A 15,620-nucleotide genomic window follows, 5' to 3' on the forward strand; every position below is an offset into this window, starting at 1 on the left:
ATATCTTTATCTGGCCTTTTTATTATAGAAAATGAGGGATGTTTGACAAAAATCAGAATATAACTAAGTTAACTTTGCTGAAGCTTCTAATAAGCAAACACCTTGCTGTTTAATTATTGACGGCACAATAAAATCAATATGAGAAAAATTGCAGTAGCAGTTACAGGGGCAAGCGGATCAGTTTATGCCAAGGTTTTATTTGACAAACTTCAGCAGTTGCGGGAGCAGGATCAGATTGCTGAACTTGGAATTATGATGTCTGACAATGCAAAAGATGTCTGGGTCCATGAACTTGGAAATAGATCGTTTGAAGGATATGATTTCAGATTTTTCGATAAAAGAGATTTTACAGCACCTTTCGCATCAGGATCTGCCGGTTTTGATACATTGATCATTTGTCCGTGTTCTATGGGCACTTTAGGCCGGATAGCATCGGGTACTTCTGATGATTTAATTACCAGAGCAGCTGATGTGGTTTTAAAAGAGCGCCGCAAACTGATTCTGGTGGTTAGAGAAACCCCATATAATCTTATTCACATTAATAATATGAAGACGGTTACAGAAGCAGGTGGCATTATTTGTCCGGCTACACCGTCTTTTTACAGTCTGCCGCAAACTGTAGAAGAAGTTGCTGATACAGTTGTCAGCAGAGTAATTGATCTGGCAGGATTTAAGAATGATTCTTATCGCTGGGGGCAAAATAAGGGGTAAAAAGATAGAATACTTAAGAGTAGATCCGGATATGATATGCTGTTCGGGCACATTTCTTATCTTTGTGAATTATTATGAATAAAAAGGTTGCATTTTATACCCTGGGCTGCAAACTCAACTTTTCTGAAACTTCGGCTATCGGCCGGCAGTTCAGCGAAGCAGGGTTTGAAACAGTATCATTTACAGATAAAGCCGATGTTTATCTCATAAATACCTGTTCAGTAACAGACCATGCTGATAAAAAATGTCGCAAGGTTGTTAAAGAAGCTCTTAAACATTCACCAAATGCATATATAGCTATTGTAGGATGTTATGCACAGCTTAAACCTAAAGAGATTTCTGAAATTCCCGGTGTTGATGTGGTATTGGGTGCAGCCGAAAAATTCAGGATCACAGAATATATTACTGATCTGACCAAGAATGAGAAGACTCAGGTTTATAATCAGGACATCTCAGAAGCCAAAGACTTTATTTCTTCTTATTCATTCGGGGAGCGTACCCGTACCTTTCTTAAGGTTCAGGATGGTTGCGATTATACCTGCTCGTTTTGTACAATTCCCCTGGCCAGAGGAGCCAGCAGGAGCGATACGATTGAACATGTAATTAAACAGGCAAATGAGATCGCGGCTTCGGGAGTTAAGGAAATAGTACTTACCGGTGTCAACCTTGGCGATTTTGGGATCAGAAACGGACAGCGGGAGAATAAGTTCTTTGATCTGGTAAAAGAACTGGATAAAGTAGATGGTATTGACAGAATCAGAATTTCTTCCATAGAGCCTAATTTGCTTTCTAACGAGATCATTGAATTTGTAGCCGGTTCAGAAAGATTTGTTCCTCATTTTCATATTCCTCTTCAATCAGGCTGTAATAAAATTTTAGGCCTGATGCGTCGTCGTTATAAAAGAGAACTATATGCCGACAGGATATCGGAGATCAAAAAATTAATGCCGGATTGCTGTATCGGAGTAGATGTTATTGTTGGATTTCCGGGCGAAAGCAATGAGGATTTTCTTGAAACTTATAATTTCCTTAACGGGCTGGAGGTTTCATACCTTCATGTTTTCACTTATTCTGAAAGGGAAAATACATCTGCAGCCGAAATGAAAGGGGTTGTTCCCGGAGCTGTGAGAGCAGAACGCAGCAAAATGCTGCATATTCTGTCAGAGAAAAAAAGGCGTGCATTTTATGATACCCAGACCGGTAAAACTGCAGAAGTTTTATTTGAGGGTGATCATAAAAATGGGTATATGCATGGTTTCAGCAGAAACTATGTAAAAGTTAAAGCGCCCTATGATCCTTTGATGATTAACGAAATCAGGAATGTGAAATTTGAAAATATTGCCTCTGATGGTGATATGGAGATTTCTGAAACTCCGGAAGTTCTGACACACTGATCTTTAGCGGCTTATTCCCCTGAATTTAGCTTTAGGCTAATATTTTTTCAGCTTTTCTTAACATTGTAAATACTAACAAGATCGTATATTTAGAAAATGTTTCCAACCATTACCCACCTTATTGAATATTTAACAGGCATAAGTATTCCTTTACCAATACAAACATTTGGTTTTTTTGTGGCTATTGCATTTGCAGCCGGATATTGGGCATTATCGCAGGAGTTTAAGAGAAAGGAAGCTCTGGGACTGGTTAAGCCATTCATCAGAGAAGTAAAGATTGGAGAACCTGCATCTGTTCAGGAACTTGCATTTAATGGAGTTTTCGGATTTCTGGTAGGCTATAAAATACTGGATGGATTACTTAATTACACTGCTTTTGTAGCTAATCCGCAGGCTTTTATTTTATCAGCAAGGGGCAGCTTTTTAGGCGGACTGATTTTTGCAGCGTTATTTGTTTACTGGGCCTATACTGAAAAGAATAAACAAAAATTAAGTCATCCTAAACTTGTTAAAGAAACCATACATCCATACCAGACGATGGGTACTTTGTTGATGTGGGCAGCAATCTGGGGGTTTTTAGGAGCAAAACTGTTTCACAATTTAGAGTACTGGGATGATTTTGTGAAGGATCCGATTGGTGGATTGTTGTCATTCAGTGGCTTAACTTTTTATGGCGGTTTGATCATGGGGGGAGCTGCAGTACTCTATCATGCAAATAAATATGGGATCAAATGGATTCATATGCTGGATATTGCAGGTCCGGGTATGATGCTGGCCTATGCTGTTGGCAGGATTGGATGTCACTTATCAGGAGATGGTGACTGGGGAATCGTAAATATGACTCCCAAGCCGTCCTGGTTAAGCTGGGCACCCGACTGGCTTTGGGCATTTAAATATCCCCATAATGTGGTGAATGAAGGTGTTCCAATTCCCGGCTGTGTTGGTACATTTTGTAATGAATTGCCAATGCCTGTGTTCCCGACTCCTTTGTATGAAGTAATCATGGGTCTGATCATTTTTGCTATTTTATGGATGCTTAGACATCAGATAAAAGCTCCCGGATTAATGTGGTCTATCTATCTCATCTTTAACGGAGCTGAGCGCTTTCTGATCGAAACCATTAGGGTAAATTCTAAATATCATGCATTCGGAATTGGTTTTACACAGGCCGAGTTAATCTCAACAATACTGGTACTTTTAGGAGTGATCGGAGTAATCTGGTCGCTGAAAAATGAAAAAAACTATCAAACAGCCTGATCTATGGATCTTTCGAAATTAACCACTGAAGTAATTTTACTTACAAAAGAAGTAGGGGGATTTATCCGTGGGGAGGCTCTTGTTTTTGATACAAAGAGTATTGAATATAAGGGACTTCATGATATGGTTTCTTACGTTGATAAAACAGCTGAACTGAATCTTGTTAAAGGACTTTCTTTATTACTTCCCGAAGCCGGATTTGTAACCGAAGAGAAGACAAGCAATACTATCGGGGAAAAATATAACTGGATAATTGACCCATTGGATGGTACGACCAATTTTATTCATGGCATTCCAACCTTTTCAGTAAGTATTGCCCTTGAGTATAATAATGAACTTATATTGGGTGTTGTATATGAGATAAACAGGGATGAGTGCTTTTCGGCCTGGAAGAATGGAGGTGCTTATCTTAATGATAAACGAATTTCTGTTTCGAAAACCCCGGGCATTGATAATTCATTGCTGGCAACAGGTTATCCTTTTTATGAATTTTCAAAGCTTGATTCATATCTTGAAGTGCTTAAAGCATTTATGCAAAGATGCCATGGAATCAGAAGAATTGGTTCTGCTGCTATTGACCTTGCCTATGTTGCCTCAGGTAGATTTGACGGGTATTTTGAATATAATCTGAATTCTTATGATATTGCGGCCGGAATAATACTTGTGAGAGAGGCAGGTGGGCAGGTATTTGATTTCAGAGGTGGTAATGAATGTATTTCAAGAAGAGAGATTATTGCGACCAATGGATTTATTTCTGAAGATATTCTGAAAGTTATTACTGAAAAATTTAAATAATAAATTCATAGATTTATCATATAAACTTTAAGATTATGACTTTAAAAAGGAAAATTTTGCTTCTTCTCATTGCCGTATTGGTAATTATTCAGTTTTTCAGACCTGCACTTAATCAGTCATCAGCTGAAACTCCAAATGATATTTTTGTTCATTATGCAGCTCCTGATAGTCTCCGGCAAATGATCAGTACATCATGTTATGATTGCCACAGTAATAATACCGTTTATCCATGGTATTCAAACATTCAACCTGTGGCATGGTGGTTGGCAAATCACGTAAACGAAGGGAAGTCAGAACTTAATTTTTCAGAATTTGCTACCTATAAGCCCAAAAAGGCTGATCATAAATTGGAAGAACTTATAGAAATGATTGAGAAAGGTGAGATGCCGCTTAAATCATACACTATTATTCATGGTAATGCCAAATTATCTGCTGATCAGCAAAAAACGATCACTGATTGGGCCAAAGGGCTAAGGGCTCAAATTCAGCCTAATATTAAGGAATAACAGATACAGGAATAAAACAAAAAAGGATCCTATATGGGATCCTTTTTTGTTAACGATGAAAATTCTATTTATAAAGCTTCTGAAACTACTTCAGTAACTTCCGGTACCATTCTTTTTAAAAGATTTTCAATACCTGATTTTAAGGTAATTGTTGAAGAAGGACATCCGCTGCATGAACCACGTAATTCGACGGTTACAATTCCTTCATTGTATGATTTGTAGGAGATGGCGCCACCATCCTGTTCAACAGCCGGGCGTACATAATCATGCAGGATCTGCTGAATTTTAATTTCAGTTTCAGTTCCTTCAAAATTAGCAGTAGCTTCTTCTTTTTCAAGGATTTTTAGCTCTGATTCAACCGCACCCTTTACAAATTCCTTTAAAATTGGTTCTATATCCTCCCAGTTAGCAGTTTCTGATTTTGTGACGGTGACGAAGTTACTCGCAAAAAATACACCAGTAACAAAATTGAACTTGAAAAGTTCTCTTGCAAAATGAGATTTCTCTGCACTTTCCTTTGTTGGGAAGTCGATACTATTGTTGGTTAATAGTTTGTTAACTAAAAACTTACGGGTAGCCGGATTAGGTGTAATCTCTGTATATACGTTTGTGGTTGATGTTGCAATACTCATGGTGAAAAATTTAGATACAAAATTAGTAAATTTTAAACGGGTAATCTTACCAATTCAAGTTATGACACATGAATGACCGCCTTAATTCCTGTATAATTTGAAGGTGAAATAGCCTTTAACTCTTGTTTTACTGATTCTGATATTTCCAGTCTGTCAACAAATTCTGCAATTGTGTCCTTATTTATTTGCTGATTTGTTCTGGTCAGATCCTTAAGCGCTTCATATGGATTAGGATAACCCTCACGTCTCAGAATGGTCTGTATGGCTTCGGCAACAACAGCCCAATTAGCTTCCAGATCATTACTGATAGCATCTTCATTAAGTAACAGCTTATTCAACCCTTTTATAGTAGATTTAATGGCTATTAATGTATGAGCTACGGGTACGCCGATATTTCTTAATACAGTTGAATCCGTTAAGTCTCTTTGTAATCTTGAAACAGGTAGTTTGGCCGACAAATGTTCAAAAATGGCATTGGCCAAACCTAAGTTACCTTCTGAGTTTTCAAAATCTATTGGATTAACCTTATGGGGCATTGCTGAAGATCCAACTTCACCGGCTTTAATCTTTTGCTTGAAATAATTCATGGAAATATAAGTCCAGAAATCTCTGTCAAGATCAATCAGGATAGTATTAACGCGTTTAATAGCATCGCAGTGGGCAGCAAAATTATCGTAGTGCTCAATCTGGGTAGTGTATTGAGAACGGTTTAATTTCAACCGCTCATTCACAAATTTATTAGCGAATGTAGTCCAGGTTATTTGAGGATACGCAACGTAATGTGCATTGAAGTTTCCTGTTGCTCCACCAAATTTAGCTGAGTATGGAATTGCCTTTAGTTGCTGAAGCTGCGCTTCAATACGTTCAACAAATACCTGTATCTCTTTTCCCAGTACTGTTGGTGAAGCAGGCTGTCCATGAGTATGGGCAAGCATTGGAATGGTTGCCCATTCACTAACTCTTATTTTAAGATTTTCCAGTAATTCATTAATTGCCGGAATATATGACTCTTCAAGGGCTAATTTAAAAGAATACGGAATTGCGGTATTATTAATGTCCTGCGATGTTAATCCAAAATGAATAAACTCCTTATACTGATCCAGACCTAATTCAGAGAATTTATCTTTAATGAAGTATTCAACCGCTTTTACATCGTGATTTGTAGTTTTTTCAATATGCTTAATCGCTTCAGCATCGGCTTCACTAAAATTTTGATAAACTGATCTTAATGCCGCAAATTTTTCTGTTTCAAAACCCGCCAATTGAGGTAATGGCAGTTCACACAATGAAATGAAGTATTCTATTTCTACATAAACTCTGTACCTGATCAGTGCTGCTTCAGAAAAATATGCAGATAATTCCTTCGTAGAATTATGATAACGCCCATCAATAGGAGATATGGCGGATAATGGAGTTAGATTCATAAACTAATTTTTTGCAAATCTACAATTTTTGAATTATATCAGCTCCTTATCCCGGCTCTTTGTCACCCCTGATAAGTTTTGTCGGAATTATGTCAAACAATTGACCATGGTAAAAATAATAACCGGAAACTTTGGTATTAAAAAATGTTTCCATAGTTTTAGCCGGAAATTAAATTTCGTGAGTTTACATATAAAAGAGTACATAATTTCAGAGTCAGATAAGCTTTTTTGCCAGTATGGCTTTAAGAGTGTTACAATGGACGATATTGCCAAACATCTTGGAATGTCGAAGAAAACAATTTACAGCCATTTTATTGATAAAAATGAGATTGTTAACATTGTCATACAAACTAAGCTAGATTCTCAAAAGTGCCTGATTAAAGATAATATTGAGGCATCACCCAATGCTGTTCATGAAGTTTTTTATTCTGTAACAAATATGAAGGAGCTTCTGTCTAATATTAACCCAACATTGTTTTACGATCTTCAAAAATATCATCCCCAGGCATGGTTGTTTTTCAGAGATTTCAGAGAGAAAGCTCTTTATACCTCTATTCAGAATAATCTGATCAGAGGGATAAAGGAGGGGTATTACAGAGAAGACATTAAGCCTGATATTTTGACACAAATGAGATTAGAACAAATTGACCTGATTTTTAACAGTAATTCTTCATATACTCATGGGAAATACGGGATTGCACAGGTAATGGCAGAAATTACCGAACATTTTTTATACGGTATCTGCACCCTGAAAGGGCATAAATTGATTAATAAATACAAGGAAATTACAGAAGAAGAATAGAAAAATGAGATACAAATATCTAACCTTAGTTTTTTGTCTGATTGCAGGATTTTCAGCGAAAGCGCAATTGACTGATACCGTGGCAGCTTTTACTTTGCAGGAAGCTATAGATTATGCACAAACTCATCAGAGTTCAATACTTAATGCAAAAATTGATGAGGAAATTGCCAGAAACACAGTAAAGAAAACCACGGGAATTGGTTTGCCGCAGGTAAATGCAAATATTAATTTTCAGGATTTTATAAAGGTACCTACCAATTTATTGCCAGGTGAGTTTTTTGACAAGCCCGGAGAAATGATCCCTGTTCGTTTTGGTGTTAAATATCAGTCATCTGCAGGAGTAGAACTCAGTCAGCTTTTATTTGATGGAACTTATCTTGTTGGTTTACAGGCTTCTAAGACATATAAGGAGCTTTCTACTAAAAGTCTTCAGCGTAGTCGTATTGAAACTGCTGTTGCCGTAACCAAGGCCTATTATTCTGTACTTGTGAGTAATGAACAGCTCAATTTACTCGATGCAAATATTGAGCGTTTAAAGAAATCATTAAAAGATACTGAAGCCTTGTTCAAAAATGGTTTTGTTGAGAAAATTGATCTTGACAGATTAACGGTTTTGAATAATAACCTGGAAACAGAGCGCGGGAATGTCATTCGTTTGCTTGATCTGAACCTGCATTTACTTAAGTTTCAGATGGGCATGAATATTAATAGTACACTTACTTTAAAGGATTCTATTTCAAACCTTAATGTTGAAGAGTCTGTTGCATTGAACGATACCGCTGCATACAAAAGCAGAATTGAATATTCATTGCTTGAAACTCAGAAAAAATTAAATGAGCTGGATCTTAAACGATACAAAAGCCAGTATTTACCCTCAATTGGTGCCTTTGGAAGTACCACCAGAAGTTTACAGTCGAATACGTTTAATGAGTTATTTGACCGCAGTTTTCCAATGACAGTAATTGGTTTCAGGGTTTCTGTTCCGATTATTTCAGGAGGAATCAGAAATTATCAGGTAAGAAATGCCAAACTTGAGATCCAGAAGACTGAAAATAATTTAGTTAATCTGAGAAATGGGATCAATCTGGAGGTTGAGCAGGCAAAAACCGTTTATCGCAATGGATTTAAATCGCTGGAAAATCAAAAACGGAATATGACCCTTGCTCAGGAAGTATTAAGGGTAACAAAGGTTAAGTACGAGCAGGGAGTGGGCTCCAGCATTGAGGTTACTACAGCTGAAACTTCGCTTAAAGAATCACAGAACAATTATATAAATGCATTATATGAATTACTCATCAATAAAGTAAATCTTGATAAAGCATTGGGAAAAATCATTTATTAACAGAGAAAACAAATCAGATACATTGGCGCACATCGGATAATTTTAATGGCGCGATTCGTAAAAACTAAACGAAACATAAAATGAAAAAAGTATTATTTATCTCCACAGCTATTTTTCTTGCCTCCTGCGGAGGGGAACCCACTGATAAAAAATCAGAACTGGAAGCATTGAAGAAGGAGCGTGCCGAGCTTAATGCTAAAATAGAAAAACTCGAAGCTGAAGTAGGAGTAGTAGCTGCCGCTTCTGATGCTAAAGATGTAAGTATTCTTGAGCTTACTGAAACTCCATTTCAGAATTACCTTGAAGTACAGGGTAAAGTGGATGCTGAAGAGAATGTACAGGTAACTCCGGAAGCACCGGGAGTGATTACTGCAGTATTTGTAAGTATTGGTCAGAGTGTTACCAAGGGTCAGATCTTGGCTCAGATCGATGATCAGGTATTGCGTCAGAATATTGCTGAACTCCAGAATCAGCTTGACCTTGCTTCCACACTTTTTGAACGGCAGAAAAATCTTTGGGACCAGAAAATTGGAACTGAGGTTCAGTATCTGAGTGCAAAGACTCAGAAAGAGGCAGCAGAACGCCGTATAGCAACAGTACGCTCACAGATCTCAATGTATAAAATCAAAGCTCCGATTAGCGGAACAATTGATGCAATGGATCTTAAATTAGGGCAGGCTGTATCACCCGGATTCTCAGGTATCAGAGTAATTAACACAAGTAAGCTTAAAGCGAAAGCACAGATTGCAGAATCTTATTCAGCCAGAGTAAATCAGGGTGATAATGTTCAGGTTATTTTACCTGATGTACCGGATACAGTCGCTACTAAGATCACCTTTGCCTCAAAAACTATTGATCCGATTTCAAGAAGTTTTAACGTGGAAATTAAGCTCCCTTCTGACCGCAATTACCGGCCGAATATGCTGACTGTTCTGAAAATTGCAGATTATCAAAATCCAAAAGCTCTTGTTATTCCTGTAAATTCTATCCAGAAAGCTGAAAATGGGGATTATGTTTTTATTGTTGAGAATGGTAAAGCCAGGCGTGTGGACATCAAAACCGGCAAGGTTTCGGAAGGTCGTGCCGAGATCCTTTCAGGATTAAAGACCGGAGATCAGGTTATTGTTTCAGGAATGCAGGGATTAAGTCCGGGTGATACCGTGAAATCAAATTAATCAGGTTTTACAATTTAAGAGCTCATCATAATACAGAATAAGATGGAAGAATTTAATAAAGAATTTAAACCCTCCAGCTGGTCGATTGATAACAGAACAGCCATTTATGTGCTTACAGTTATCATCTCAGTAATAGGGTACTTCTCATATATTGGATTGCCGAAAGAGAATTTCCCGGAGGTGATTATTCCAAAAATATTTGTTCAGACAGTTTATCCCGGGACTTCTCCGGCCAATATGGAGAATCTGGTGACCAAGCAGATTGAAAAACAATTGAAATCGGCATCAGGGTTGAAGAAGATAACTTCAAATTCCTATCAGGATTTCTCAATAATTACCGCTGAATTCAATACCAATGTTGATATAAAGGATGCCAAGCAAAGGGTTAAGGACGCTGTAGATAAGGCCAGACAAGACCTTCCTTCCGACCTTCCTAATGAACCCAATGTAATGGATATTAATCTTTCTGATCTTCCGATCATGTATCTGAATATTTCAGGAGACTATGATCTGAAAAGCCTGAAGCATTATGCTGAAGAGATTCAGGATCAGGTAGAGAGTTTGAAGGAAATTTCTGGCGTGGATATTGTTGGGGCACTTGAACAGGAAATTCAGATCAATGCTGATTTAAATAAAATGGCTGCTGCCCAAATATCATTCGGTGATATAGAACGTGCTGTAGGCTATGAAAACCTGACCATTTCAGGAGGTACAATTAAGATGGATGGTGTCAGAAGAACTCTGAATGTTAAAAAGGAGTTTGCAAGTGCAGAAGAGATATCCAACCTGATTATTAAAACACCATCAGGATCTTCTGTATACCTGAGAGATATCGCTGAAGTTAAAGATTCTTTCAAAGAGCAGGAAAGTTATGCCCGTTTGTATGGAAAGAACGTAATTACACTCAACGTAAAGAAAAGAAGCGGTGAAAACCTGATTGATGCATCAGACAAAATCAATGCATTAATTAAGGAGATGAAAGATACCTCTTTACCTAAAAATTTAAATATCACTGTTACAGGTGATCAGTCGAGCAGAACAAGGGTTACACTTCATGATCTTATCAATACGATTATCATTGGATTTATTCTGGTAACAATAATTCTGATGTTTTTTATGGGTATTACAAATGCTTTGTTTGTTGCTCTTTCTGTTCCATTATCAATGTTTATTGCTTTTATGGCTATGCCTGCATTGGGCGGGATTATGGGATTTAATTTTACAATGAATATGATGGTGCTGTTCTCATTCCTTCTGGGTTTGGGTATTGTGGTAGATGATGCGATTGTAGTTATAGAAAATACGCACAGGATATTTGATAATGGTAAAGTCCCGATTAAAAAGGCTGCTAAAATGGCTGCAGGAGAGGTGTTTTTGCCTGTTCTTTCAGGTACATTAACCACGTTGGCTCCATTCGTTCCGTTATTGTTCTGGCCCGGAGTAATTGGTGAATTTATGTTCTTCCTGCCAATGACACTGATTATCACATTGCTTGCTTCATTGCTGGTAGCTTATATTATTAACCCTGTATTTGCTGTAGATTTCATGCAGCCGGAAGAACATATAACTGATAAACCTCGATTTGACAAGGCTTTAAAGCGTGATTTGCTGATTTTTGCCGGTGCCACATTGCTGGCCTATCTGGTAGATAAAGGTTTAGGTAATCTTGTTATATTTATTACTCTGCTTTACCTTTTGAATCACTTCTATCTTCGTCGTGCTATTTATAATTTCCAGACTAATATCTGGCCAAATGTTCAGACTAAATATGTGCATGTACTTAAATGGGCACTTGAAAGGCCAAGAATTATGTTGTGGTCAACGGTTGGATTATTTTTCCTGACTCTGTTTATAATAGGTATAGTTCCACCAAAAATTGTTTTCTTTCCAAAAGGTGATCCCAATTTTGTTTATGTGTATGTTCATTTACCCGTAGGAACAGATCAGGCATATACCAATGAAGTGATGAAGAAAGTTGAGGCGGATGTTACCAAAGTTGTTGGTAAAGATAATAAGGATGTATCTTCTATTCTTTCCAATGTTACTGTTGGGGTAACTGATCCGCAAAGTGAAGACCAGGGACAATACCCTAATATGGGTAAGGTTACTGTGGCTTTTGTAGAATATGGAAAACGTACAGGTGAGCCAACTTCTGTGTATCTTGACAGGATAAGAGATGCGGTTAAAGGAGTTCCAAGTGCAGAAATTACTGTTGCGCAAGAGCAGTCAGGACCGCCAACTGCCAAGCCAATCAGTATTGAAATCACCGGAGACAATCTTGATTCTCTTGTAAAGGTCTCCGAAAATCTGAAACAGTATCTTGAAAGTAAGCAGATAGCCGGTGTTGAAGAATTAAAATCTGATTTTCAGAACGATAAGCCTGAGATTATCTTTGATATTGACCGCGAGCGAGCCAATCGTGAGGGTATATCATCCGGACAAATTGGAATGGATCTTCGTACCGCTATCTTTGGGAAGGAAGTTTCGAAATTCCGTGATGCGAATGAGGATTACGAAATTAATCTTCGTGCAAATGAATCTCAGAAAAACAATCTGGATGCATTGCGAAATATGAAGGTTACTTACAGAGATATGGCCATGGGAGGTATTATCCGTCAGGTACCATTGTCGTCTTTTGCTTCTATAGATTATGTAAATACTTATGGTGGAATTAAGCGTAAGCAGGAAAAGAGAATTATTATTCTTTCCTCAAACGTATTGGGTGAATACAATCCAAACGAAGTAGTTACCAATATACAAAATGAGATCAATCAGTTTAAGGCTCCGGCAGGAGTTGAAGTGAAAATGGCCGGCGAGCAGGAAGAACAAAAGGAAACAATGGTATTTCTGGGATCTGCAATGCTGGTATCGCTGGGGCTGATCCTGATTATTTTGGTTACTCAGTTTAACTCTATTACAAAACCCCTTATCATTTTAAGTGAGATCTTGTTTAGTATCATTGGTGTTTTGCTTGGGGTAACCATCTTCCGGATGGAAATGTCAATTGTAATGTCGGGTGTTGGTATTGTTGCTTTGGCAGGTATTGTGGTCAGAAATGGTATTTTGCTTGTTGAGTTTACCGAACTGATGGTAGAGCAGGGGATGAGTATTAAAGATGCTATAATTGAAGCAGGACGCACCAGAATGACTCCTGTATTGCTGACTGCTACTGCTACCATGCTCGGACTTATTCCTTTGGCAGTAGGATTAAATATGGACTTTGTAACTCTGTTCCGCGACTTTGATGCTAATCTTTATTTCGGAGGGGATAATGTGGCCTTCTGGGGACCGCTATCATGGACCATGATATTTGGATTAAGTTTTGCAACTTTCCTGACATTGATTCTGGTTCCTTGTATGCTGTTGATTGGCGATTCGAATTCAAGAAGAATTAAAGGCTGGTTTAAAAAATCTCCAAAAGCTTAATAGTATAAAAGCATAAATAAAAGGGGTTCTTATCCAAGAGCCCCTTTTATTTACAATCAGTTGGAGAGAATAGTTAATCGTCTTTTGAAAATTGAAGGCAATAAAAAAGCCCTTCCGAAATTCGGAAAGGCTTTTTGTAATTTTTGGGTTAATTAGTGAGCAGCAGCTGCAGTATCAGCAGCAGCAGCAGCAGTATCAACAGCAGCTGAATCAACAGCAGCAGTATCAACAGCTACTTCAGTAGCAGCAGTGTCAACAGCAGCTTCTTCAGTTTTGTTTGAGTTACAAGCAGCAACTGATAAAGAAATAGCTAAAGCTAAGAAACCGAATTTGAAAGAATTTTTCATCGTTTAGAGATTAAATTTATTTAAATAATTTACACTTAATACCACTAAATTAAAAAGGTAACCCTGCCAATTGAAAAAAAATAAAAAAATATTTTCCCTATCATTGGGTTACAATTCCGCATAAAAAGTATTAATAGTGAAAAAAGAGATAAAAAGTTCAGTTCCAGCAGATAGTGAAATTGTATTAGGGATACTGAATGATTCAAAAGATGTACTGAATCGATTGTATGTTTCTTATTTCCCGATGGTACTTCAGCTTATACTGAACAACAACGGAAACGAAGATGATGCAAAAGATATATTTCAGGAGTCTGTTATTGTTCTTTACAATAAGGTTAAGAGTGGAAATTTTGAGTTAAACAGTAAGCTTAAAACCTTCATTTACTCTGTTTGCCGCAGATTATGGCTTAAACGTTTAAATGCACAAAGCCGTACGGTCAGAAATGTTGAAGATTTTTCAGAGTTTATTCCTGTTGAGGAAGATCTTGAAAGTCATGAAGAAAAGGACAGGCAATTTGAATTGATGGAATATGCACTACGGCAATTAGGCGAACCTTGTAAAACGATTATAGAAGACTATTATATACATAACAGATCAATGCAGGAGATCTCTGATAAGTTTGGGTATACCAATGCGGATAATGCCAAAACTCAAAAATATAAATGCCTGCAACGTTTGAAAAAGCTATTTTTTCAAACCTAATTTTAAGAAGATGAATAGTGATATTGAATTGTTAAGTCAGATTGATGCATACCTTAGGGGTGAATTATCTGCTTCCGAAATGGTTGACTTTGAAAAAAGGAGACTATCGGATTCTGATTTTGACCTTAAAGTAGTTGAGCATTCAAATACGGTTCTTCAACTTTCTGAATATGCTAAGCGTTTAAAGCTTACTTCAGAAATGAATGCCATACACGAATCTCTGGATATACAGGCCCTCAGGGAAGAGGTTGCACCAGAAGCTCCGCTTGTGAGGAGATTGTGGAAAAAATACAGAATAAATACGGCAATTGCGGCTTCAGTTGCATTGATAGCCGTTGCCGGTACCTTATTATCAACCGGTTATTTTTCTAAAACTATCTCTACCAATGTTAGTCTTATGCGTAGGGAAATCAACAGTATTAAGCGTTCACAGAATGCACTCATCAAAGATATCAAAGATAAACCTTCACACGGCCCTGCTGATCCCGGGCAGTTTGGTGGTACGGGTTTTGCACTTTCATCAAATGGTTATGTAGTAACTAATTATCATGTTATACAGGGTGCTGATTCTGTTTATGTTCAGAATTCTGAAGGAGAAGCATTTAAAGTAAAAATGATTTATATTGATCCTGCCTATGATCTTGCTGTTCTTCAGATCAATGATCCCGAATTTAAAAATCTGGGCACTTTGCCTTATACTTTTAAAAAATCTCCATCTGATGTAGGCGAAGATGTGTTCACAATAGGTTTTCCGAGAGATGAGCAGGTTTATGGTAAAGGTTATGTTAGCTCAAGAAACGGTTATGCCGGAGATACAGTAGCTTATCAGGTTTCAATTCCTGTAAATCCGGGTAATAGCGGAGGGCCTTTGCTGGATAACAGGGGCAATGTGATCGGAATCATTAATGGAAAACAAGCTTTAGCTGATGGTGCAGCTTTTGCAATAAAGTCTACTTATATTCTGAAGTCAATTGAAGCTATACCTCAGGATTCTCTGGATGATAAGTTAGTGTTGAATAAGAGAAACAGTCTTTCCGGTTTAAGCAGAAAAGATCAGTTTAAGAAATTGGAACCTTACATTTATATGGTTAAGGTGTATTAAAAAA

At 37.4% G+C, this 15,620-nt stretch carries 14 protein-coding genes; 11 read left to right on the forward strand and 3 right to left on the reverse strand.

Features of this window, described 5'->3' with window-relative positions; genetic code table 11:
• The first annotated feature begins 132 nt into the window (after positions 1-132).
• The 5 genes from P2W72_RS10315 (at position 133) to P2W72_RS10335 (ending at position 4,663) form a co-directional block, all read left to right on the forward strand.
• Positions 133-711 (forward strand): UbiX family flavin prenyltransferase, encoded by a 579-nt coding sequence (locus tag P2W72_RS10315; RefSeq protein WP_276362205.1) that lies wholly within the window; start codon positions 133-135, stop codon positions 709-711.
• A gap of 74 nt (positions 712-785) precedes the next feature.
• Positions 786-2,105 carry a tRNA (N(6)-L-threonylcarbamoyladenosine(37)-C(2))-methylthiotransferase MtaB gene (gene mtaB, locus P2W72_RS10320; RefSeq protein ID WP_276361837.1) on the forward strand — a complete coding sequence of 440 codons (1,320 nt, stop codon included), beginning with the start codon at positions 786-788 and terminating at the stop codon, positions 2,103-2,105.
• 96 nt (positions 2,106-2,201) lie between these two features.
• Entirely contained in the window at positions 2,202-3,362 is a 1,161-nt protein-coding gene (locus P2W72_RS10325; RefSeq protein WP_276361841.1) for a prolipoprotein diacylglyceryl transferase family protein, read from the forward strand.
• 3 nt (positions 3,363-3,365) lie between these two features.
• Entirely contained in the window at positions 3,366-4,157 is a 792-nt protein-coding gene (locus P2W72_RS10330) for an inositol monophosphatase family protein (protein ID WP_276361844.1), read from the forward strand.
• A 35-nt stretch (positions 4,158-4,192) separates the two neighbouring features.
• On the forward strand, positions 4,193-4,663 hold the full coding sequence (locus P2W72_RS10335) for a heme-binding domain-containing protein (RefSeq protein WP_276361847.1): 471 nt from the start codon (positions 4,193-4,195) through the stop codon (positions 4,661-4,663).
• Positions 4,664-4,731: 68 nt separating this feature from the next.
• Here P2W72_RS10335 and P2W72_RS10340 read toward each other — a convergent pair whose 3' ends face one another.
• Both P2W72_RS10340 and purB read right to left on the reverse strand, forming a co-directional pair.
• Entirely contained in the window at positions 4,732-5,295 is a 564-nt protein-coding gene (locus tag P2W72_RS10340; RefSeq protein ID WP_276361850.1) for a NifU family protein, read from the reverse strand.
• Between the two features lie 59 nt (positions 5,296-5,354).
• The gene (purB, locus tag P2W72_RS10345; protein ID WP_276361853.1) at positions 5,355-6,719 is read right to left on the reverse strand and encodes an adenylosuccinate lyase; all 1,365 of its coding nucleotides are present in this window, start codon (positions 6,717-6,719) and stop codon (positions 5,355-5,357) included.
• A gap of 178 nt (positions 6,720-6,897) precedes the next feature.
• Here purB and P2W72_RS10350 point away from each other — a divergent pair, with 178 nt between their 5' ends.
• The 4 genes from P2W72_RS10350 (at position 6,898) to P2W72_RS10365 (ending at position 13,464) form a co-directional block, all read left to right on the forward strand.
• Entirely contained in the window at positions 6,898-7,521 is a 624-nt protein-coding gene (locus tag P2W72_RS10350) for a TetR/AcrR family transcriptional regulator (protein WP_276361855.1), read from the forward strand.
• A 4-nt stretch (positions 7,522-7,525) separates the two neighbouring features.
• On the forward strand, positions 7,526-8,863 hold the full coding sequence (locus tag P2W72_RS10355; protein ID WP_276361857.1) for a TolC family protein: 1,338 nt from the start codon (positions 7,526-7,528) through the stop codon (positions 8,861-8,863).
• Positions 8,864-8,943: 80 nt separating this feature from the next.
• Entirely contained in the window at positions 8,944-10,038 is a 1,095-nt protein-coding gene (locus P2W72_RS10360) for an efflux RND transporter periplasmic adaptor subunit (RefSeq protein WP_276361861.1), read from the forward strand.
• Positions 10,039-10,080: 42 nt separating this feature from the next.
• Entirely contained in the window at positions 10,081-13,464 is a 3,384-nt protein-coding gene (locus P2W72_RS10365) for an efflux RND transporter permease subunit (RefSeq protein WP_276361863.1), read from the forward strand.
• Between the two features lie 152 nt (positions 13,465-13,616).
• On the opposite strand, the gene P2W72_RS10370 is transcribed toward P2W72_RS10365, so the two are convergent.
• Complete coding sequence (locus tag P2W72_RS10370; protein WP_276361866.1) at positions 13,617-13,811, reverse strand: hypothetical protein; 195 nt, start codon at positions 13,809-13,811, stop codon at positions 13,617-13,619.
• A 136-nt stretch (positions 13,812-13,947) separates the two neighbouring features.
• Here P2W72_RS10370 and P2W72_RS10375 point away from each other — a divergent pair, with 136 nt between their 5' ends.
• Positions 13,948-14,514: a sigma-70 family RNA polymerase sigma factor gene (locus tag P2W72_RS10375; protein WP_276361869.1), complete on the forward strand. Its 567-nt coding sequence runs from the start codon at positions 13,948-13,950 to the stop codon at positions 14,512-14,514.
• 10 nt (positions 14,515-14,524) lie between these two features.
• Positions 14,525-15,616 (forward strand): serine protease, encoded by a 1,092-nt coding sequence (locus P2W72_RS10380; protein WP_276361872.1) that lies wholly within the window; start codon positions 14,525-14,527, stop codon positions 15,614-15,616.
• The last annotated feature ends 4 nt before the right edge of the window (positions 15,617-15,620 follow it).

Source organism: Daejeonella sp. H1SJ63 (assembly GCF_029360775.1).
GTDB lineage: Bacteria > Bacteroidota > Bacteroidia > Sphingobacteriales > Sphingobacteriaceae > Daejeonella.